Origin of the sequence: Clostridium hydrogeniformans DSM 21757, assembly GCF_000686705.1 — a bacterium.
Taxonomy (GTDB): Bacteria; Bacillota; Clostridia; order Clostridiales; family Clostridiaceae; genus Clostridium_Z; species Clostridium_Z hydrogeniformans.
The window spans coordinates 78,683-99,808 of the sequence record NZ_JMLJ01000016.1 but is presented as its reverse complement, the minus strand read 5'-3'; the positions used below and the strand labels follow the sequence as shown (position 1 = coordinate 99,808).

14 protein-coding genes, 1 rRNA gene and 3 riboswitches are annotated in these 21,126 nt (G+C 29.4%); of the genes, 8 read left to right on the top strand and 7 right to left on the bottom strand.

The window, feature by feature from the left end; all coding sequences use genetic code 11:
• Together BR69_RS0110675 and BR69_RS21830 are read right to left on the bottom strand one after the other, a co-directional pair.
• Positions 1-259: ribosomal RNA gene (locus BR69_RS0110675) — 16S ribosomal RNA — on the bottom strand; the annotation flags it as partial.
• Between the two features lie 557 nt (positions 260-816).
• On the bottom strand, positions 817-960 hold the full coding sequence (locus BR69_RS21830) for a hypothetical protein (protein ID WP_160169949.1): 144 nt from the start codon (positions 958-960) through the stop codon (positions 817-819).
• Between the two features lie 449 nt (positions 961-1,409).
• A riboswitch (cyclic di-AMP (ydaO/yuaA leader) is annotated at positions 1,410-1,533 on the top strand.
• Between the two features lie 2 nt (positions 1,534-1,535).
• Between BR69_RS21830 and BR69_RS21190 the strand changes: the two genes are divergently transcribed.
• Positions 1,536-2,285, top strand: a complete 750-nt coding sequence (locus BR69_RS21190) for a hypothetical protein (protein ID WP_051623585.1) — start codon at positions 1,536-1,538, stop codon at positions 2,283-2,285.
• Between the two features lie 297 nt (positions 2,286-2,582).
• On the opposite strand, the gene BR69_RS0110660 is transcribed toward BR69_RS21190, so the two are convergent.
• Positions 2,583-3,515, bottom strand: a complete 933-nt coding sequence (locus tag BR69_RS0110660) for a GNAT family N-acetyltransferase (RefSeq protein ID WP_027633178.1) — start codon at positions 3,513-3,515, stop codon at positions 2,583-2,585.
• 219 nt (positions 3,516-3,734) lie between these two features.
• Positions 3,735-4,907 (bottom strand): MFS transporter, encoded by a 1,173-nt coding sequence (locus BR69_RS0110655; protein ID WP_051623584.1) that lies wholly within the window; start codon positions 4,905-4,907, stop codon positions 3,735-3,737.
• 468 nt (positions 4,908-5,375) lie between these two features.
• On the opposite strand from BR69_RS0110655, the gene BR69_RS0110650 reads away from it, so the two are divergent.
• Complete coding sequence (locus BR69_RS0110650; protein ID WP_027633176.1) at positions 5,376-6,572, top strand: class I SAM-dependent methyltransferase; 1,197 nt, start codon at positions 5,376-5,378, stop codon at positions 6,570-6,572.
• A gap of 308 nt (positions 6,573-6,880) precedes the next feature.
• A complete protein-coding gene (locus tag BR69_RS20415) occupies positions 6,881-7,549 on the top strand; it encodes a DUF4230 domain-containing protein (protein ID WP_051623583.1) in 669 nt (222 codons plus the stop codon).
• An 83-nt stretch (positions 7,550-7,632) separates the two neighbouring features.
• On the opposite strand, the gene thiT is transcribed toward BR69_RS20415, so the two are convergent.
• Positions 7,633-8,289, bottom strand: coding sequence for an energy-coupled thiamine transporter ThiT (gene thiT / locus BR69_RS0110640; protein WP_084315425.1), 657 nt, complete (start codon positions 8,287-8,289; stop codon positions 7,633-7,635).
• Positions 8,290-8,594: 305 nt separating this feature from the next.
• A riboswitch (TPP riboswitch) is annotated at positions 8,595-8,694 on the bottom strand.
• A gap of 377 nt (positions 8,695-9,071) precedes the next feature.
• Positions 9,072-9,253, top strand: a riboswitch (cobalamin riboswitch).
• Positions 9,254-9,563: 310 nt separating this feature from the next.
• On the opposite strand from thiT, the gene BR69_RS0110630 reads away from it, so the two are divergent.
• The 3 genes from BR69_RS0110630 to BR69_RS0110620 are packed head-to-tail and all read left to right on the top strand — an operon-like array spanning position 9,564 to position 12,456.
• A complete protein-coding gene (locus tag BR69_RS0110630; RefSeq protein WP_027633174.1) occupies positions 9,564-10,568 on the top strand; it encodes an ABC transporter substrate-binding protein in 1,005 nt (334 codons plus the stop codon).
• 18 nt (positions 10,569-10,586) lie between these two features.
• Positions 10,587-11,705 carry a FecCD family ABC transporter permease gene (locus BR69_RS0110625; protein ID WP_027633173.1) on the top strand — a complete coding sequence of 373 codons (1,119 nt, stop codon included), beginning with the start codon at positions 10,587-10,589 and terminating at the stop codon, positions 11,703-11,705.
• Complete coding sequence (locus BR69_RS0110620; protein WP_027633172.1) at positions 11,686-12,456, top strand: ABC transporter ATP-binding protein; 771 nt, start codon at positions 11,686-11,688, stop codon at positions 12,454-12,456. Before BR69_RS0110625 ends, BR69_RS0110620 begins: the two co-directional genes overlap by 20 nt.
• Before the next feature lie 340 nt (positions 12,457-12,796).
• Here BR69_RS0110620 and BR69_RS0110615 read toward each other — a convergent pair whose 3' ends face one another.
• Together BR69_RS0110615 and BR69_RS0110610 are read right to left on the bottom strand one after the other, a co-directional pair.
• A complete protein-coding gene (locus BR69_RS0110615) occupies positions 12,797-15,727 on the bottom strand; it encodes an insulinase family protein (RefSeq protein ID WP_027633171.1) in 2,931 nt (976 codons plus the stop codon).
• Between the two features lie 515 nt (positions 15,728-16,242).
• Complete coding sequence (locus BR69_RS0110610) at positions 16,243-16,689, bottom strand: hypothetical protein (RefSeq protein WP_027633170.1); 447 nt, start codon at positions 16,687-16,689, stop codon at positions 16,243-16,245.
• Between the two features lie 435 nt (positions 16,690-17,124).
• Between BR69_RS0110610 and BR69_RS20410 the strand changes: the two genes are divergently transcribed.
• The gene (locus BR69_RS20410) at positions 17,125-18,708 is read left to right on the top strand and encodes a multicopper oxidase family protein (protein WP_051623582.1); all 1,584 of its coding nucleotides are present in this window, start codon (positions 17,125-17,127) and stop codon (positions 18,706-18,708) included.
• A 577-nt stretch (positions 18,709-19,285) separates the two neighbouring features.
• Complete coding sequence (locus tag BR69_RS20405; protein ID WP_051623581.1) at positions 19,286-20,962, top strand: M4 family metallopeptidase; 1,677 nt, start codon at positions 19,286-19,288, stop codon at positions 20,960-20,962.
• Positions 20,963-21,126 lie beyond the last annotated feature (164 nt).

Genomic DNA, 21,126 nt, shown 5'->3' with positions numbered 1-21,126 from the left:
TACCCCACCAACTAGCTAATGCGCCGCGGGCCCATCTTGTAGCGGATTACTCCTTTGATTGCTCTAAGATGCCTTAAAGCAATATTATGCGGTATTAATCCTCCTTTCGGAGGGCTATCCCCCACTACAAGGCAGGTTGCCCACGTGTTACTCACCCGTCCGCCGCTAGATTGTCTCTGAAGAGATTCTCTCGCTCGACTTGCATGTGTTAAGCACGCCGCCAGCATTCATCCTGAGCCAGGATCAAACTCTCAATTTAAAAGTTTAATCTTAGCTTTTCGCTAATTATTTACTGTTAAAAGAATTGCTGGTTCTTTATCTTAATCTGTTTAATTTTCAAAGACCATTAACCAAACTTAAAATGTTTGATTTGCTGTTACTAACTTGCTTCGCTCATCAGCAACGATATTAATAATACCATATTATGATTCCCTATAATAGAGCTCTTATCTATTATGATGAAATTATCTCTTTTTTTCTAGTATATACTTTAAATTTCGACTTATTTTCTATTATGATACACATGGTTAAGTTTATTTCTGATTCTTTATCTTATTCTTACTTATGTTTTATTATGTCTAGTTTTTAGCTAAATTATTCTTAAATCTATAACTTTAAATTTCTCTTATATATGAATAAGTTAAACCTCAATTTATATTATTCCTTAACCATACAAATTATATCTAAGTAAATTCATATAATTTTAGATTTATTACTTTTCTTATTAATTTAAATAACCCATTAAGTTTCTTATTAATGTAACTCTCCTATTATAACCTGGCATATACATTTATTTAAACTATAATAAGTAACTATTTAACTATTACCTATTTGCATTCTTTGAAATATCTCTGCAACCTCCCTATCTAATTTTTCTTCTTCTGTTAACTTATTTATTTCTTCATCCACAGTCTTAACTTCTTCGGAACTAAAAAGTTTTAAAAATAAATTATTTAACATCTTATTCTCCCTACTTCAAATGAAAAGTTTTATACTTAGAAAACCTTCATTTATTTCTATATCGTATAAATTTTCTTAAAATAAAATTTTTCTTATCTTTTACTACATCTTCACAATAAGTATTCCCCCTTTAATCTAGTTTAAATTTCAAAAACTCTTATAATGTGCCCTTAATATAAATTCATATTTCTAATACTAGTATAACTTCTAACTATAATCATAGTATTGATAGCTATGTTTATAGATTAAGATTATTTTTTTTAATAATTGTCTATCATATAAATATCCTCTATTTATTATTTTACCATTTTATACCAATGATTTAAATATTATTTTCCACTGTAAATCTACATACTTTATTACTACATAAATGTAATACCTACTTTCATTGGCACTTGCTCCAATAACTCACTATAGTGTGATATGAATAATTTCTTTATAATCTTACTTATAATAAAAAGCCTAATACAAAATGTAGCGGAGGATTTAACTAATGGGGTGAAGCTTTAATAAGCTGGGTACTCTCTAACCCTAACCCGTCAACTAACTTCGCAGGCTTTAGGGAGGAATTAATTATGAAAAAAATAGTTATTTTTTGTGCGTCCTTAATTGTACTTGGTTCTTCATTTTTTATATTTAATAGAACTAATGCTGTTAAGGAACTAGATTCAAGCGAAATTCTTTTATCTTCAAATAATGAAGAGTCTAATAAAAAAGATGAGGTCTTAGAACACTCTGATGCAAATCAACCTGCTGAGACTTCTATACCTCCTCAATCTTCTAATCCAAAAGCACCTTTATCTAGAGGGGGGTACGTGCCACCTTCTAAGGAGAGTAGTAATGCAAATACTGTAGAAAAGGAAATAGCCCTTTTAGATTGGTGGAATGAGGGAACCAATGTATTTTCTATAGGAACCCAAGCTAAGGTTATAGATGTTGAAACAGGTAAAGACTTTATGATACAAAGAACTACTGGTACTAATCATGCAGATTCTGAAGCTTTAACTTACAATGATACAGAGAAAATTAAAGAAATCTGGGGTGGCTTTTCTTGGGAAAGACGTCCTGTATATCTTATAATTAATAATAAAAAATATGCTGCCTCAATGACAGCTATGCCTCATGCTGGCTTGGATAAATCTCCTGCCTTAAAAACAGTCTCTAATCGTTCTGGTGGATTTGGTACTGGTGATAATCTAGACTTTATAAAAAATAATGGAATGGATGGCCACATAGATATTCACTTTTTAAATAGTACGAGACATAAGGATAATAAAAAGGATCCTAAGCACCAAGAAGCAATAAAAAAGGCTTATAATTCTTAAGTTTACTAAGTAAAGCTAACTTAAGTTATAGAAATCAATAAGGTGTATATAAGGAAAGAATTATCTCTTTCCTTATATACACCTTTATTTAAAATAAAAATATATTCTAGAATTATTTTAGTTTAATATAAAAATAGTATTATATATACCTATAGCTTTTATAAGATATTAACATAAATCCTTAAGTTATTCATTAAAAATATCATTAGCTTATCTGCCTTTAGGCGTGGAGTAAATTAATTCTAAAACTTAAGTCCTTATATAACTTAATTTAGAATTAATACTTATACTCTTATATTAGTCTTCTTTCAATTTATAAAAAGTTATATGATCTTCCCACTTTCCATTTATATGAAGATAATTTTTATTAATTCCAAGGTCTTCGAACCCACATGCCTTTAATACATTTTGAGACCTTAAATTACTTATAAGAGTTGAAGCCTCTATTCTATGTAATCCCAAATCATAAAAAGCATATTCAATAATGGTATTTACTGCATCCCTCATATATCCATGCCCCTGTTCATCCTTATCTAAAGAATATCCAATAAAGGCACTTTTAAATATCCCATGGATTATATTAGATAGTTGTATCTTTCCTATTAATTTATTTCCTATAAATATACCAAAATTCATACTAATCCCATTTAGATATTGTTTAAAATTTTCTATAAGTATTTTCTTTTGTGCTTCATTAGTATAAAAACTATCATCCCTTAAAGGCTCAAAGTCTTTTAGATGATCCTTGTTCCTTATACAGTAATCTAATACATCTTTAGTGTATTCAGGGGTTAATAACTTTAATATAACCTTTCTTCCTTTAATAGATAAAGAAGACATTACATTTCCACTATTAAATTCCATTGATGTTATTCCTAGAAGATATTGACTCTTATATATACCATTTGAATATACATTACTATCAAAGATTCCCTCTAACATAAATCCAACTTCTAAAAACGAGCTAAGATTTACATTTTCTTCCGCTATTATATTAAGCTTAAATATCTCCCCACCAGAAAAAACCTTGTTTCCTACGGCCCTTAAAGCCTCTGTCATAAGGTTCTTATTTTCTTGTCTATAAAACTTAAGCTTTACTAAACAATTTTTTTCTTCCTTATTCATATCTAAAATATAAAATCGTCCTATTGTTATGCCAATTTTATCTTTAATTATATATTGATTTAAAGTACCATTAGATAGTTCTACAGCTATCTTTTCATTTCCCATAATTATCTCTCCTAGGTATATTATTAGTAACTTTGTTAATAAAACATATTTAATAAAAGATAAGTATATCTTAAAAATTAATATATTAAACATACTATCTTCCATTAAAGGTCATAAGTTAAATAAGTATATCCACACAAAATAATACCCCTTAAAGCTCTTATCATAACTTATAATTTAATATACCTCTCATAATAAATAAGTAAGCTCAAATTAAGCCTACTTATTTATCATAAGTTTATCCTTAGTTTTTCTATGAACAGCAAATAAAGCAATTATTGATAGTAATAAACTAATAGGTATTATAACAAACGCATATCTAGTTCCAAGTATATCATTTGCTATTCCCATTAAGAATGTCATAATCATATTTATAAAAGTTGCAAAGGTAACTATTATACCTGTAATATATGTACTTCCATTTTTAAAGACCTTGCTTATGCTAAGAACTACTGTTGGGAATGTTATAGCAAAGAATATCCCTGAAGCTCCTATTACTAAAACTCCATTCTCTCCTAATAGGAAACCTATAATATATAATACAGCTCCAATACTAAGAGATTTTAATACAACATTTAAGTAGCCCTTCTTTTCAACAACAAATCCCCCAAATAATCTTCCTAGTGAAAACACTGCAAAGAAAATAGCTAAATAAAGAGAGCTTTGGGACTTATTAAAGCTAAAGCTTGATTCCATGTAATTTACAAACCAATTGGAGGTTCCTCCCTCTGCAAATACATAAAAACCTAGAGTGAATATGTATAAAAGCACAATCTTATTACTTAAAGCTTCTTTTAATGTAATTCTAACCTCATTATCGCCTTTATTTATTTTAGGTATTTTTATAAAGTTAAATAATATAAGCATAACACCATAAAGTACTGCAACACCTAAATATATTTTTCTCCACTGTATTCCATTATACATAAGAACTCCTGCAGTTCTTTGACCAACTGTTGATCCTAATCCATAACAAAAATGTACTAAGTTCATTATTACACTTTGCATAGATATAAATAATATAGGAATTAGGGTATTAATAGTTATGGATGATAATCCAAGACCACAACTTGTAAGTGTCATAGAAATGATAAATACTAAATACGAATTACTTAAAGATAATAATATAAGGGCTCCTATCATAGTTATAATTCCTATTATAAAAACTATTCTTTGCCCTATTCTGTCACAAAGCCATCCACCTATAAATGTAGCTATAGAATAGCCTATTGTACACATAGTTAACACAAAACCAATCTCAGTATCTGTTATTCCAAAATCACTTTTAAAACTTGGTACGAAAACACCTCTTGTATTTTCCGCAATTGCAGCAAGTATCATCATTGTAAATATAAATAGTGTTGTAAATAAATGCGGCTTACTCTTCTCCATTTAAACTGCTGTTCCCCTTTCAAGTATTTATTCTATTTACGTGTTACTGAAACATTATACCATAAAATATTAATATTTTTAAAAGCTTATTAACTATTTTATTTTGGTATTTTATGTACTTATTAATTGTTTTAATACAGTAGATAATACAGCTTCTATGTACAGATAAGCTATAGGTCTTTTACATAAACACTTAACTTACTACTTAAAAATATCCTTTATTTATCTTGCTTTGGATAGATGTATAAATTAAGTTTAAAACTTAAAACCCTATATATTATATCAATGGATGCAGCATACCCTCAAAAGTTTAACTTTATATTATATTAGGTTATAATATATACTGAACTTTTACTAAAATATTAGTACTATATAGCTTCACTATGTCAGTGTTATGTAGTCTTATTAAATAAATTAAGAACAACTTTATTACCTTAAAATATAAGTTCTTAAAAAGGAGTATTAATCATGAACAAACAATCAATAAATAAAATAAGTTTATTCCTCCTTGGTCTTCAAGGACGCTTCGAAGAAAACTCAAGCATATTTAAAGAAATCCATACAACCTTCAATACTGGCCTTAAAGAATTTAAAGGCGTAGGTACATTTAATGAGGGCAAAATCAGTTATAACTTTAATGGAAAAACTTCTTTACTATCTATAGATGAGTTATCTAAGTATCTATGTAATGAAGCTGAAAAATATGATTCTTTAATAATTCTATATAGGGAACGTGGTACAGATATTCTTATTTCTGGAGACAATAAAAATGTAAAGATGACTTCTACAGAGGTTAAGGAAGAAAATATTCAAAACCTATCTAAAACTTCTTCAAAAGAAGTACATATAAATGAATCTTCAACCCTACTAAATAGGGATTACTACATAAAAGTAGGAAAAGCAGACCCCCTTCTTAAAGAGCTTGGTATAATGTCCTCTGATGGAAAAATTAAAAACGATAAAATAAGAAAATATAATCAAATAGATCACTATGTTGAACTTTTAGAAGGAATTTTAGACTCACTCCCTAAAAATGAGGTAATAACAATCTTAGACTGTGGTTGTGGCAAGTCCTATTTAACCTTTGTATTAAATTATTATTTAACAGATGTTAAAAGAAGAAAGTGTAAATTCATAGGTCTTGATAGATCTACTGATGTTATTGCTGCCTCTACTAAAATGGCTAAAAACCTAGGTTATAGAAATATGGAATTTAAAGCTGTGGATATAAAGGATTATAATCCTCCAAGTAAAATCCACGTAGTTATATCCCTTCATGCTTGTGACACTGCAACTGACATGGCTATATCCTTAGGAGTTAGATTAAACTCTGATGTTATAATAGCTGTTCCTTGTTGCCACAGGGAACTTTTAAATCAATATAGCTACGACCCTTTTAAATCTATAACAAAATACGGCATATTAAAGGCTAGAATGGCAGATGTTCTTACGGATGGAATGAGAGGACTTATGCTTGAAGCTAAGGGATATGATGTATCAATAGTTGAATATATATCTCCTCTTGAAACACCAAAAAACCTTATGATTAGAGCCATTAAAAAGGGAGATGAAAATCCCGACCTCATGGATGAATACATGAGCCTTATGGCAAACCTTAATGTATATCCCGCTCTTTATTCTTACTTAAACAATATTTATGAATAATATATTGTAAATTGCTAACACTATTGTTTGTAGATAACTTTATTATCTATAAATTCATATTCTCCTCAGCCAGTTATATGAATTATTTTTATTTAATTTAGCTGAGGGTATAATCCCCCACCTTATATCACTTATTGAGTTTTAAGTGGCTTTATATTTAATAATTAAAGCCACCTAAACTCAGAGCACATGACAGAGTTAATCCCCTTATGTCATGTGCCTTTTTTAATTTAAGTTTACTAGGTTAAGGTTATTATTTATCTTTATCATGAATATAATTTCTTAGAGTTTCTTTAGGAGGTGTATTTATGATAAAACTTAAAAGAAAACTTATAATTTTTTCTACCTTCTCTCTTATATTCATTATTATTGGATCAATTATAATGTATAAAATATTAAAACCTTCCTCAAAACCAAAGGAATTATGGGTTCTTCCTAATGTAGAAAGACCATATAGCAGGTTTATAACAAAAGAAACTCTTATTAAAGAAATTAGACAAAAGCATGAAATTATACCTATGGAAATAGAATTAAAAGAAGAGGTAACAATAAACAACACCCTTTTTGATATGGAAATATTCAAGAAATTACAAACCATTCACTTCTTTGGAAAAGGCATTTATTCAATAGATTTATCCAATATAAAAAATGAAACCTTAAAAGTAGATAAGAACAAAAAAATTGTAACCTTAGAAATTCCTAAGCCTACAATTAAAGCCATAACCATAGAGGATAGTAAAACTTTGTATGAGTCCCCCACTTTAGGTATATTAAGATTTGGTGATGTAACCCTAACCCCAAAGGAATATGAAATACTTATAAATCAAGTTAAAGAACGGATGTCCTCTAAACTTATGGATGGTGAAATATATGATGAAGCCATATCAAACAGTGAGAATTCTCTAGTAAATATTATAAGTCCCATACTAAGTACCACTGATTATTCTTCCTATAAAATTAAAATTAGCTTTATATAATATAAATATAACTTTATTTATAAAAATAAGGACATGGGTAAAATTTATATTTCCCATGTCCTTTTAAATTAGAGTTTAACCTATTAATGACTTCTTGCTAAATTACTTTGTATTCTCTTAAGTGGTAGTATGTTAAGAACCACTACTGTTATTATAAGTTCTGGAACTAAGTAAGTTGAGTTATATATTAAAGAATACAATAAAGGATTTTGTCCATTTGCATACTCTGCAAAGAAAATTACCCCTGATAATATATGACATATATAACGACCTAAAATTGCTACGAAAGACCCTAGAGTTATATTGTTCCTAAAATATCCTGCAAGTCCTAAAGACATAAATGCAAATGTATAGTCAAGTAATAATTGAAGTGGATGTACTACATAAGCTCCAAGTAATAAATCTATTATTCCAAATAATAATCCGCCTAAAAATCCTACCCTTGGTCCATATATATAGGCTATGAATATTATAGGTATCATACTACCTAAAGTTACAGATCCTCCATTTGGCATTTTCATTATAGTAAACATCTTAAGTATTGTTCCAAGTGCTATGGCTATTCCCACATAAGTCATGGTTTTTGCATCTAATTTTATCTTTCTAAATGCAAGTAATGCCACCACTAAACCTACTAGACAAAGTAAGGTTATATAAATTTTAGGATCTGAAAAAACAGTTCCTAAGGACTCTAAAGCTTTTGGAGCTTTAAACTTAAAATTAAAAATATTTAATAACATATAAGACCCCTCCTTATAAATTTGTAGACATTTATATATTAGAATGCCCTTAAATTATTTAAGTTATATTGAATAATAACATTATTAAAAATAAGCTAGAATATTACTAATTATTTTTCAATATTTATCTCATGGCTATAAGCTTTACTCCCCATCCTCTAAAAGGTTGGGTATAACAGTTGCTACGCCACTAGATTAACTCATCTAACCTTCAAATGGTAGAAATAACACCATCTGAAGGAAGATTCGTACTATAAATAATAAAAAAAGCACTGCATAAAGCAGTGCTAATGTATTCTTAGGTATTTCCATTACCGCTGCTTCCCTCCGCTGGCATTATCCAGATCAGGTAAAGGGTTAGGATCTATCATCCCTCTCAGCCAAATGGCACCCCCAGCAAAACAATATATAGTTGTCTATCTATCTTCTATTATAATATTTTATATAAAAATTACAACTATTCATTGAGATAAATTATTTATATATCAAATAGTTTTTATCTCCAAGTAAAGTTCTTCCAAAGACATACTAAAGTCAGTTTCCCCGTAGAGCCAACTATATTACGCCTTTAAATCACCATATAAATTCCCTAAAATCTAATAAATTAATTATGATGATTCCCTTATTAAAATTATCATATTAGGTAGAAAATATAACATAATAATAATAATTGTGTGAAATTTCCTCCACTTTAGGTTATACTATTACTGATATATAAAATTTTTGTTGTTTTATGTTGACTTTGAAAATGTTTTCTAATAGAATCTACAATAAGATAATTGAATACTAATACTTTTATAGGTTTTCGAGAGAGATTAATAGGGAAGCTTTGGTGTAAATCCAACACAGCCCCCGCTACTGTAATCACTACTTATAAATCACATCCACTGATTTAAAATTGGGAAGGAGATTTATAAGGCATATATGTGTAAGTCAGGAGACCTGCCTATGAGATTATTTTAACTTAACTTCGGAGGGAGGTTCTAGTTTTATGCTAAATTTGTGCATAAGTCTGTCCTTTGGAGAGGCTTTTTTTGTTTTATATATTATAAATACTAAACTAAACTCCTTTATGAAGTATGGGTTACTAATAGATATACTTAACTTAAAATATCTCTATTTTTATGAGTGTTAAATAAGTCTATAAACATTTAATATTTACCTTTAAAAATAACAGTAATAAATAATGCTTTAGACTAAATAAAGTTTTTCAATGTATATCTATAGATTCTATTTTAAATATCTAATTTTAATTATGTAAGGAGATTATATCTATGAAAAAGAAAAGTTTAATTGCACTAACACTAGGTGTTAGCCTACTATTTACAGCATGTTCATCTACTTCCTCTACAGTTAAAGAGGATAAAAACAAAGCTGAAGCTACTTCTAGCAAAAGCTATCCAGCTTCAGTAACTAATTTTAACTTTGATAAAACAGAAAATAAAATTACCTTTAACAAAAAACCTGAAAGAGTAATAAGTACTAACCAAACTACTACTGAATTATTACTACACTTTGGACTTGAAGACCAATTAGTTGGAACAGCATATATGGACAACCCTATTCTAGATAATCTTAAAGAAAAACATGATAAAATTCCTGTGCTATCAGATAAATACCCAACTAAGGAAATGGTTATAGAAAAAAATCCTGATCTTATTATAGGATGGAAAAGTGCATTCTCAGATAAGGTATTAGGTGGTGTTAACACATGGAATGAAAAGGATGTTAATACATTTATCCAAAGAAACTCTGGTATCGCTGAAAAAGCAACTGTAGAAAATGTATATAAAGATATAGAGGATATTGGTACAATCTTTGATATAAAAGATAAGACAGATGCCTACATAGCTGACATGAAAAAGAACATAGAGGGTATAGAGAACTCTATAAAAGATGTAAAATCTAAACTTAAGGTTTTAGTTATAGAAGGATCTAAAGATAATAAATATACATCTTATGGCTCTAATACGCTAGTTTCTGATATGGTAGAAAAAGCTGGTGGTAAGAATGTGGTAGAAAAGGGTGGTACTATGGGACCAGAAAATATAGTTGAATTAAACCCAGATGTAATAGTTCTTATACACTTTGAAGCTCAAGTTAAGGATAATAAAGAAAAAGATGCTCTTTTAAATAATCCCGCTCTTCAAAGCGTACAAGCTATAAAGGATAAAAAAATATTATATACTCCTTTAGCTGAAACTTACGGAGGAAGCGTAAGAACAGCTACAGGAATAGAAAATCTAGCTAAAGGTCTTTACCCGGATTTAGTTAAATAAAAATTGTGAGGTTAGTAAATGAATAACAATCTATCCCCCTCTACTCCTTCTAATGTATATTTTGAAAAATCAAATAAGAAGTTTTTTATTATAATTGCTACTCTTATTTCTATTTTACTTATATCATTGGTGCTTTCCATTACCTTTGGTTCTGCTAATGTATCTGCTTATGATGCCTATAGAATTATTATATACAATACCCTTGGTATTCCCATTGGAGATACAGCTACATTATCCAAGGGACCATTATATGATATAGTGTGGCATATAAGATTTCCAAGAGTTCTCCTTGGATCATTAGTTGGAATGGGACTTTCTATTGTTGGATGCGCAATGCAGGCTACAGTAAATAATCCATTGGCTGATCCCTATATATTAGGGCTCTCCTCTGGTGCCTCTCTAGGTGCTACCTTCTCCATATTAATTGGAGTAAATGGTGTATTATTTGGTAGTGGTGTTACCTTTGGAGCCTTTACAGGAGCTTTAATTTCTTCTATATTTGTTTATTTACTGTCTAATGTAGGAGGAAGAATTACATCAACAAAGCTGATTTTATCTGGACTTATAATAAGTTCTATATGCTCGGCATTTACAAGCTTTATAATATTTATTTCAAATAATGCAGAAGGAATGAAAACTGTAACCTTTTGGATGATGGGCGGGTTAACTTCTGCTTCCTTTGAGAATTTAAAAATTCCATCCATAATTATAGTAATAGGTATAGTATTTTTTCTATCACAGTTTAGAGTTTTAAACACTATGGTTTTAGGAGAGGAAGCCTCTATAACCCTTGGTATAGACTTATCCTCCTATAGAAAAATATATATGTTAGTCTCTGCTCTAATAACCGGAGTAATAGTCTCAGTTTGTGGAACTGTAGGTTTCGTAGGTCTTATGATTCCTCATATATCAAGACTTATAGTAGGAAGTGACCATAAAAAACTCCTTCCTATAAGTGCCCTTTTAGGTTCTATTCTATTAATATGGACTGACGTTCTAGCAAGGGTAATGATGAAAGGATTAGAAATTCCTATAGGAGTTCTTACTTCTATGCTAGGAGCACCATTTTTAATGTGGCTGCTAATAAAAAAATCTTATAGTACTGGGGGTAAAACTAATGAAAATAGAGGTAGCTGATTTATCCCTAAGTATAGGTAGTAAAAAAATATTAGAGGATGTATCTATAAATCTAAATAATAAAGAGTTTGTAGGCTTAGTTGGTCCTAATGGAAGTGGAAAATCTACCTTGTTAAAAGCAATTTATAGAATCTTAAAGCCTAGTAGTGGATCTATCTTTATAAATGGTAAGGATATATCTAAACTTTCTATAAAATCCACGTCTCGTGAAATGGCTGTTGTTAGTCAATTTAATGAGCAAAACTTTGAATTTAAAGTAATAGATATGGTTCTTCTTGGTCGTACGCCTCATAAGAAAGCCTTTGAGTTGGATAACAAAGAAGACTTTAGAATATCTATGGATGCATTAAAGAAAGTATCTATGGAAGATTACTACAATAGAGAGTTTTCCACCCTATCTGGTGGGGAAAAGCAAAGAGTTCTTCTAGCAAGGTCCTTAGCTCAAAATGTTGATATACTAATACTAGACGAACCTACAAACCATTTAGATATAAAACATCAGCTTCAGATTTTAGAGCTGGTTAAGTCATTAAATATAACGGTTCTTGCCGCATTACATGATTTAAACTTAGCCTCTAATTATTGTGACAGAATATATGTACTTAATAATGGAAATATTGTTTCTTCTGGATATCCAGAAGAAGTATTGACAGAGAGAATGATAAAAGATGTTTTTGGAGTAAATAGTGAGGTATCCCTTCATCCAAAGACAAATAAATTAAATGTTGTTTATTTATCCAATAGTATATAGAAGGAATCTTCTTTTAGGTGGTGTTCTTTCCATCACCTGAAGGTTAGACAAGTTAATCTAGGATTGCCACAACTGTAACACCCCCACCTTACACGCGGATGGGGGTGTTACAGCTTATAGCCATCAGATAAAAATAGTTATAGCCTAGTTCTAATAATTTATCTATTAGAGCTAGGCCATAACCTTTTACACTATGGTATTTACTATATTTACACCTCTACTACTTTAAGTAAAAGCTAGAATATATAAGTTGTAATATTAAAGCTACATTAAATTCAGTTAAAACTTATTTAGTCCTCAAGGAATAGAATGTAAATTAATTAATACAACATATATATATTTATTCTATAACATTTATAAGTTTTCCAAAGACATCACTATTATCTTTGATTTTCTTTTCATTACCTAAAACACAAACATGATTTTGTTTCATAACACTTTCTATAACTGGTGCAAAATCCTTAATATTATTTAACTTTGTTTCTATAACTTCATTTCTTTCCCTTTGCTTAGTTTCATGGCTTATTCCCATATAATACTGCTCTATAGCATATTCTGACTTCATAGATGGTGTTAATGGACTATCAAGTTTACTAATTGTACCTATTATATACTTAGTCATGGTTTCCTCATCTACTTCTAATTCCTTTAAGTAGTCAGGCATTTCATCATATACCTTTAAGGTTTCTTTTATATTAGGATCTCTGTAAGATGTTATAAACATGTTTCCACTTCTACTTATCCTTGGAACAACTCCATAAGCCCCACCTTGAACTCTTACATTGTTCCATAAGTAGTCAAAGTTTGATATGGTTTCAAGAACTAAAGCAGATCCATTGTATTTATATCCATTATTTATAAAATTTCCACCCTTAGCTACATATTGAACATTGCCTTGAGTAAGTAATCCTTCATTACAACTATCTTCTAGGTTAAAGTCATAAGTAACCTCTGCTACTTTCTTATCTCCTAAAATCTTAGTAATACTTTCAATTGGATTTTTAACTGAATCATAGTCTTCTTTATCTGAAGTAAAGCTAACAGTTAAATTACTCTTATTAAATAACTCTTCCCTAGTTTTCTCTAAGTTTTTCTTTACTTCATCCCATTTGTTTTCAAAATTCTTTTCAATATCACAAAGGAATTTATAATAGCCTATTCCATCTATAATCTCATCAAAGGATCCCTTAGGTGAGAAATAAGACATCATTCTCTTAGCTGCTACTATGTGACCTGAACTAAACATACTCATTTCATAATAGCTCTTTATCTCTCTAAGATTTTGAAGAATTCTTTCCTTATCATCAAATAGAGTATTTTCAAGGATTTCTCCTATAAGTTCAGTTGTCTTATCTAATTTATCCATAAGAGCTTTTGCCTTAACCATAAATACTGCACTAAAATCTTTTGGATTTCCACTCTTAACATAACTTGTTACATTAAAGAATATAGCTCCACTGTGTATTCCTATAGCATTTGCTAAAGATCCATAAGAATAGTTTTTAGTTCCTATTTTTCCAATAACGTCAGATAAAAGTTTAGCATAAGGAAGTAATTCTTTTGGAAGAACTTTAACATTAAATAAAAGTTTTAAATATCCTATTTTATTTGTTTCTACCTCATGGAATAAAACTTTAACTCCATTTTCTTCTTTTATTTCTAATGGTAGTTTATCTGCCTCTTTATTTATATCTTCTATTCCAAGACTAGGTATACTGTTTAAAGCTTCCTTGGTATCCTTTGTCATCTGTCTTTCTTTAAGCTTTTTACCCTTTTCTATAATAGACTCTTTTTCCTTGTCACTTAGTTCATTCTTATATTTAGAAAGCTTTTCAGCTAATTCTCTTTCTTTTCTTTGTGAAAGTCCTTTTTCAGGTTTTAATATTGCAAAAGAACTATGAGGATTATTTAGTATATGCTTTTCTATAAGGTCCTCAAAATACTTAGTGTGTAATGCTCTTTTAGCATTTTCAAGAACTGGCTCATATGCTAAATTTACAAAAGGATCTCCTCCATAAAGCCAGCTATCCATAGCTTTTGTATAATAAACTATTCCTGTTGGATACCCTCTATAGTCTCCCTCTCTTAATATAAACTCTATTTTATTTATGGCAGCTTCTATAAGTTCTTTCTCAATGCCACCCTTAACTAAGCTTTCTAATGTATCAAATACTACTTTTTTAAATTTATCCTTGTCATTTTCATTAGCATCCTTTGCTACTATTGAAAAGTAAGGCTGTTTTATACCATTTTCAAACTCTCCAAATACTGACTTACCAATACCAGCCTCAAGTAAGGCCTTCTTTAAAGGTGCTGCTGGAGTTTCTAATAATAAATATTCTATTACGGTTAAAGCTAAATTCTCATTAATATCTAATGCTGACCCTATAGAAAAATTTAGGTTTAAGAAACTCTTATTTTCTGTAGAATCATCTTCTGAAAGACTATAAGTATAAGTATATTCCTTCATTTCTTCAAAAGGTTCTTGAGTACCTATTTCTGAATCTATTTCTTGTCTTTCAAAATTACTTAAATACTCATCATTTATAAACTTAAGCTGCTCTATTAAGTCTCCATCTCCATATAAATATATAAAGCTATTTGAAGGGTGATAGTACTTTTTATGGAAGGCTATAAAGTCTTCATAAGTAAGTTCTGGAATAACCTCAGGATCTCCACCGGAAGAATGGCTATATATGGTATCCGGGTAAAGAGTTTCTGTTATCTTTCTAAATACTAATGAGTCTGGTGAAGAGTATGCTCCCTTCATTTCATTATAAACAACTCCATTATATTTAAGTTCAGAATCCTTGTTTTCTAAGGAATAGCTCCATCCCTCTTGCATAAATATCTCTGGATACTTATATATATTTGGATATAATACAGCATCTAAATAAACATCCATAAGATTTTTAAAATCTTTTTCATTTCTACTAGCTACAGGATATATGGTCTTATCTGGATAAGTCATTGCATTAAGGAAGGTATTTAAAGAACTTTTTAAAAGTTCCACAAAAGGTTCCTTAACATCAAACTTTCTAGATCCACATAAAACTGAATGCTCTAATATATGTGGAAGACCTGTACTGTCATTAGGTGGGGTTCTAAAACCTATAGCAAACACCTTATTATCATCATCATTACTTATATTAAGAAGCCTTGCTCCTGTTTTTTCATGCTCAAAAACTTTTCCATTTGCCTTTATTTCTTCTATATAAACATCTTCTATTAGCTTAAATCCTTCATATACTTCATTAACTTTAAACTTCATATCATCACTCCTTATATGTTTTATGAAAATCTTACCATACCCTACCATGGTAATCAATAATAACTCTCATTAAATTTATTTTTCTATAGTTCTTTCGCATATATAGTATTATTCCCTAATTTATTAATTATTATATTTAAGTTTATTTTTACTTTGGATATATAATTTTCACTTAAAATTTATACAGATAATTTCCTCTTAATTTCTCCATGAAACTTTAAATGTATCAGCCTTACAATTTCATGGAGTTAAATAATAAATAGGTTACATGGAAAAATTAAAGCCTATCTGTACTAATTAATAATTAAAAAATAAAAAGAGTGGTATATAAAATTACTCACTCTTTTCTATATAAAATTTATCTTTTATTAAATTACCCATGCCATAAATATTGTATAATTTTTACAGCATGCTTTTTCCATACTATATCACTACTATTTAATCTATCTTATTAATTCATTTCCTCTTTAGCACTGAGTATTCTAACCTTATGTGTTTTGTTTATTATAATTTTATTAATTCTCATTAATTTCCCACTCAGTATTACTCCCTAATTTAATTTTATACGAATTTAACTCTTTAATAAGCTCATCTATATTTATCTTATCTATATTATCTTTCCCTATATCCTTAAGGAAAGTTATTATCATTACCACTATTGATGATACATCTAAATTTATATTAACAGAGTTACTCTCTAAATTTTTCACACCTATTTCACTATTTTTATTTATATTATCGCTATTTTCCTCATGTGACTTATAATAGCTACCACTTTCACTTAGCTTTTTTTCCATATCTTCAATAACTTTTTTCTGCTCTTCTAGCTGATTATATAAATATTCAATAGCTCTAGCTTGCTTAGATAGCTTTTCTATTAAAGTTCTATTTATTTCTTGCTGCTTTATAAGCTTTTTACTAAAGGTTTCTATATATTTCTCTATTAGAATCTTACTAAACATAGTATCACCTCCCAAGTATTATATAATATGAAAATTATTTAATACTTGACAGGTATTTAATGTAATATAAGAGTTATTAGTAGTATAGAACGAATCTTCTTTCAGATGTTGTTCTTTCCATCACCTGAAGGTTAGATGAGTTAATCTAGAGACATATCAACTGTTATCCCCATCTTTTAAGAGAATGGGGGTGTTAAAGCTTATAGCCATCAGATAAAACTAACTAATATACTCTTTTAAATAATAGAACTTACAGTTACTTTATTGTATATTCTCCAATTATTCCAATATACATCATTAATCCCCTTATTATATTAATATCTTTATAAGTTCTAGCAATGTCTGCATAAATTCATATATAAAAGACACCTTTTAACATTATGTATCATAAGATATATAAAAATATTATTTATTCTTATATAAGGAAGTGATATTTTGAATAATAACTTTAGTAAAGAATTAGAAGAAGAAAACTATGAATTTTATAATGAGGTTGACCCCTCTAAACCAGATACCATTACAAAATTTGTAGATGATATAAATAAGCCAAGAGTACTAACTCCAAGATGTATCAATTCTAAAGGCACATATTATGAGGTAGAAATGAAGGAATGTTATCATAAATTCCATAAATACTTTCCTAAAACAAGGGTATGGGCATATGAAAAAAGCATTCCAGGACCAACCATAGAGGTACTAAGAAATGAAAAAATCCATGTTAAATGGATAAACTCTCTTCCACTAAAGCATTTTTTACCTATAGACAGAACTCTTCATGGAGCAGTTGATAATCCTGAAGTTCGTACAGTAGTGCATGTCCATGGTGCCAGAGTTGATTCTAGTAGTGATGGACATCCTGATGCTTGGTTTACTAGATGTAATGCTATCACTGGAATAAAATTTGAACATGAAGTTTATAGATATACTAATGACCAACAGGCTACTACCCTATGGTATCATGACCATAGCATAGGAATAACAAGATTAAATGTATATGCTGGACTTGTTGGGTTTTATATAATAAAAGATACTCTTGAAAGAAAACTAAACCTTCCATGTGGAAATTATGATATCCCTCTAATGATTCAAGATAAATCTTTTAATAGTGACGGATCATTATTCTATCCCGATTCCCCACCATTTCCTGTAAGAGTAAAACCTTCTGTAACTCCATTTTTCCTTGGAAACACTATTGTGGTTAATGGTAAGGTTTGGCCTCACCTAAAGGTTGAGCCTAGAAAATATAGATTCAGAGTAGTAAATGGATCTAATACAAGAAATTATAATATTGCTCTTTCAAATAACCAAAGCTTTTTTCAAATAGGAACTGATGGAGGATTATTAAATGCTCCTATTACTTTAAATGAAATACCTTTAGAACCTGCTGAAAGGGCAGATATAGTAATAGATTTTTCTAAATTAAAAGGTGAAAGCTTGATCCTTAAAAACCTAGGTGATAATTCACCTCATACTGGTGTACTAATGGAGTTTCAAGTTGTACTCCCTCTTTCATCTGAAGACACTAGTAAAATTCCTAATATTCTATACCCAATTAAAGATCACCTAGAAGAGCATATGGCGACAAGGATAAGAACTCTTCCCCTAACCGCTACCCAAGATGATTATGGACGTCCTATGCTACTATTAGATAATAAAATGTGGCATGATCCGGCTACTGAAAAGCCTTTGATGGATTCAATCGAGGTATGGAATCTAGTAAATTTAACAGCTTTCCCACACCCAATTCATGTACATCTAGTTCAGTTCAAAATATTAGATAGAAGACTCTTTGATGAACAGAAATATCTAGAAGAAGGAATACTGGAGTTTATTGGAGATCCAGTACCTCCAAGGGAGTACGAAAGAGGATGGAAAGATACTGTTAAAGCTGATTCTAAAATGGTTACTAGAATAATTATGCACTTTAAAGAATACCCCGGAGATTACGTTTGGCATTGCCATATTCTTGAACATGAAGACCATGATATGATGAGACCTATAAGAGTTCTAAAAGAATAATTTAATAAATCTAAAAATAAAGCTCAGTTGGATTTCCAACTGAGCTTTATTTTATTTTTCCTCCCTCCTAACTTCCCCATATAAAATTGAATACTGATTCCATTAAACTCTTTCCCTACTTAGTTATAAAAATTTAAACTTAGCCTTAACTTTTTATAACTTACATTCATAACTACTATATCCCATACCCTTAAAATTTAATTATTATTTAAAACCTAATTATGTTTTTTTAATAAATATTATTCTATAATCAACAAAATTATTGATAATATTTTCACTATCATAAACCTTTCCCCTCTAGCATTAAAGAAAAATGTAAATAAATATACTAACATTTTTATTTACATTTCCAATTATTAAAATGAACCTATATTCATATTGATATTTACATATTATAGCCACTATAAAAGTCCTTAGTTTCACAATTGGAAGCTTTTATATATAACATCTCCATGCTTATACTTAGTGTATTTATATACTATCTTAAAACTTTATAAAATTTTTTTAAAAATATATTAACACATTATTTTTATGAACATATATTAGTCTATATAAATATATTTTAAGGAGTTGCTTTATGAAAAAGTCATTAATATCAATTATTATTTCAACCGCAATGATATTCAGTCTAGGAGCATCTTTAACTACTACTGCTAACGAAACAAATCAAGGATATTTAAAAAGTCTAATTTCAGTTAAAAGTAAAGCTGCCAAAAATAGTGATATAGGAACTAGCAATCTCCATGTTTATTGGAATGCTAATTCTGATTCCCCAAGATTTATTGATGGAAAACTCAATAAAGATAAGATTGAAAACAAGAAGGATGTATTGAAATATGTTAAGGATAATAAGGATGCTTTTGGATTAAATCTTGGCTCCTTTAATCTTATTGATGAAATAAAAGATGAGCAAGGTAATACTCACTACAAGCTACAACTAAATGTAGATAATATAGAAGTTATGGGAAAAATGGTGGTAATTCACGTAAATTCTAAGGGAGATATATACTCAATAAATGCAGATATAGATCCTAGTTTATCAGATAAAAACTATAAAGGTTTAATAAAACTATCTAAAGATGAAGCAATAAAAAAAGCTGAAGCTTCTTTAGATGTGAAAAATAATCAAAAAAATTATAGCTATGAGCCTTCTTCAAAAATATTTATTAATAAGGTTAATGATACCTGGAGAGTTGGATATTTAGTAGAAATAATATTTAATGAACCTTCTCCTGCTAACTGGAATGTATTTGTTGATGCTACTAATGGTGAAGTTCTTTCTAGCCAAAATATAATAGCATCTATTCAAGGTAAAGGTATAGACCTTCACGGAAATGAAGTAAACCTAGAAACTACAAAGGTAGGATCTAAGTTTAGATTAGATGATAAAACTAGAGGAACTAGAGGAAGCTACACCACTCACGATGCAAGAAAAACAAATTATATTCCTGGATATATGGTAGAAGATAATGATAACAACTTTAATGAAGGTGGAATTATAGCTTCTGCTGTAAGTGCTCACTCTGGAGTTGCTAAGTCCCATGATTATTTCAAAAACAATTTCAACAGAAACTCTTGGGATGGTAATGGTGCTGGTATAACAGCTACTGTAAACGTAGGAAATAAATATTTAAATGCTTATTTTGATGGTAGAAGTAACCTAGGCTTTGGTGAAGGGGATGGAGTTAATGCTGCACCTTTTGCTGGATGTCTTGATATAGTTGCTCATGAATTTACTCATGCCGTAACTAAATCTTCTTCTGGTCTTATATACCAAGCTCAAAGTGGAGCTTTAAACGAGTCTTTCTCTGATGTTTTTGGTATATTAATAGAAAATAACACTTCTGACTGGGAAATGGGAAATGACTTACAACTATCAACATCAAGATATATCTTAAAGAGAAGTGCTATGGATCCTGAAAAATATAACCAACCTGCTCATATGAGAGATTATAAAAACCTTCCTATAACTCAAGCTGGAGACTGGGGTGGTGTTCATACTAATTCTGGAATACCAAATAAAGCTTTCTATAATATTGCTTCTAAGTTAGGCTTCCAAAAATCTGGACAAATATACTATAAAGCATTAACATCTTATCTTACTCCACAATCTCAATTTATGGATGCTAGAAATGCTCTAGTTAGAGCTGCTTCTGATATCTATGGAGAGAACAGCCAAGAAAGAGTTGTTGTTCAAAATGGTTTAGCTGAGGTAGGAATAGGACAAGCTTATAGTGGAAATCCTGTAGAATAACTTTATCAAGCTAAACTTTAATACACTAAAATTAATTTCATAAAAAACAGAGGAAGCCTTAAAAGACTATACCTCTTAAGTGCTTCCTCTTAATTTTATAACTTAAATTAACAAATCTTCACTACTTTAAGACCTAACTATCATTATAGGTTAAATTATTGTAC

Bases quoted from the DNA above. Each gene is read 5' to 3' on its own strand.
- BR69_RS21830 (WP_160169949.1), bottom strand. From the start codon at position 960: ATGTTAAATAATTTATTTTTAAAACTTTTTAGTTCCGAAGAAGTTAAG.
- BR69_RS21190 (WP_051623585.1), top strand. From the start codon at position 1,536: ATGAAAAAAATAGTTATTTTTTGTGCGTCCTTAATTGTACTTGGTTCT.
- BR69_RS0110660 (WP_027633178.1), bottom strand. From the start codon at position 3,515: ATGGGAAATGAAAAGATAGCTGTAGAACTATCTAATGGTACTTTAAAT.
- BR69_RS0110655 (WP_051623584.1), bottom strand. From the start codon at position 4,907: ATGGAGAAGAGTAAGCCGCATTTATTTACAACACTATTTATATTTACA.
- BR69_RS0110650 (WP_027633176.1), top strand. From the start codon at position 5,376: ATGAACAAACAATCAATAAATAAAATAAGTTTATTCCTCCTTGGTCTT.
- BR69_RS20415 (WP_051623583.1), top strand. From the start codon at position 6,881: ATGATAAAACTTAAAAGAAAACTTATAATTTTTTCTACCTTCTCTCTT.
- thiT (WP_084315425.1), bottom strand. From the start codon at position 8,289: ATGTTATTAAATATTTTTAATTTTAAGTTTAAAGCTCCAAAAGCTTTA.
- BR69_RS0110630 (WP_027633174.1), top strand. From the start codon at position 9,564: ATGAAAAAGAAAAGTTTAATTGCACTAACACTAGGTGTTAGCCTACTA.
- BR69_RS0110625 (WP_027633173.1), top strand. From the start codon at position 10,587: ATGAATAACAATCTATCCCCCTCTACTCCTTCTAATGTATATTTTGAA.
- BR69_RS0110620 (WP_027633172.1), top strand. From the start codon at position 11,686: ATGAAAATAGAGGTAGCTGATTTATCCCTAAGTATAGGTAGTAAAAAA.
- BR69_RS0110615 (WP_027633171.1), bottom strand. From the start codon at position 15,727: ATGAAGTTTAAAGTTAATGAAGTATATGAAGGATTTAAGCTAATAGAA.
- BR69_RS0110610 (WP_027633170.1), bottom strand. From the start codon at position 16,689: ATGTTTAGTAAGATTCTAATAGAGAAATATATAGAAACCTTTAGTAAA.
- BR69_RS20405 (WP_051623581.1), top strand. From the start codon at position 19,286: ATGAAAAAGTCATTAATATCAATTATTATTTCAACCGCAATGATATTC.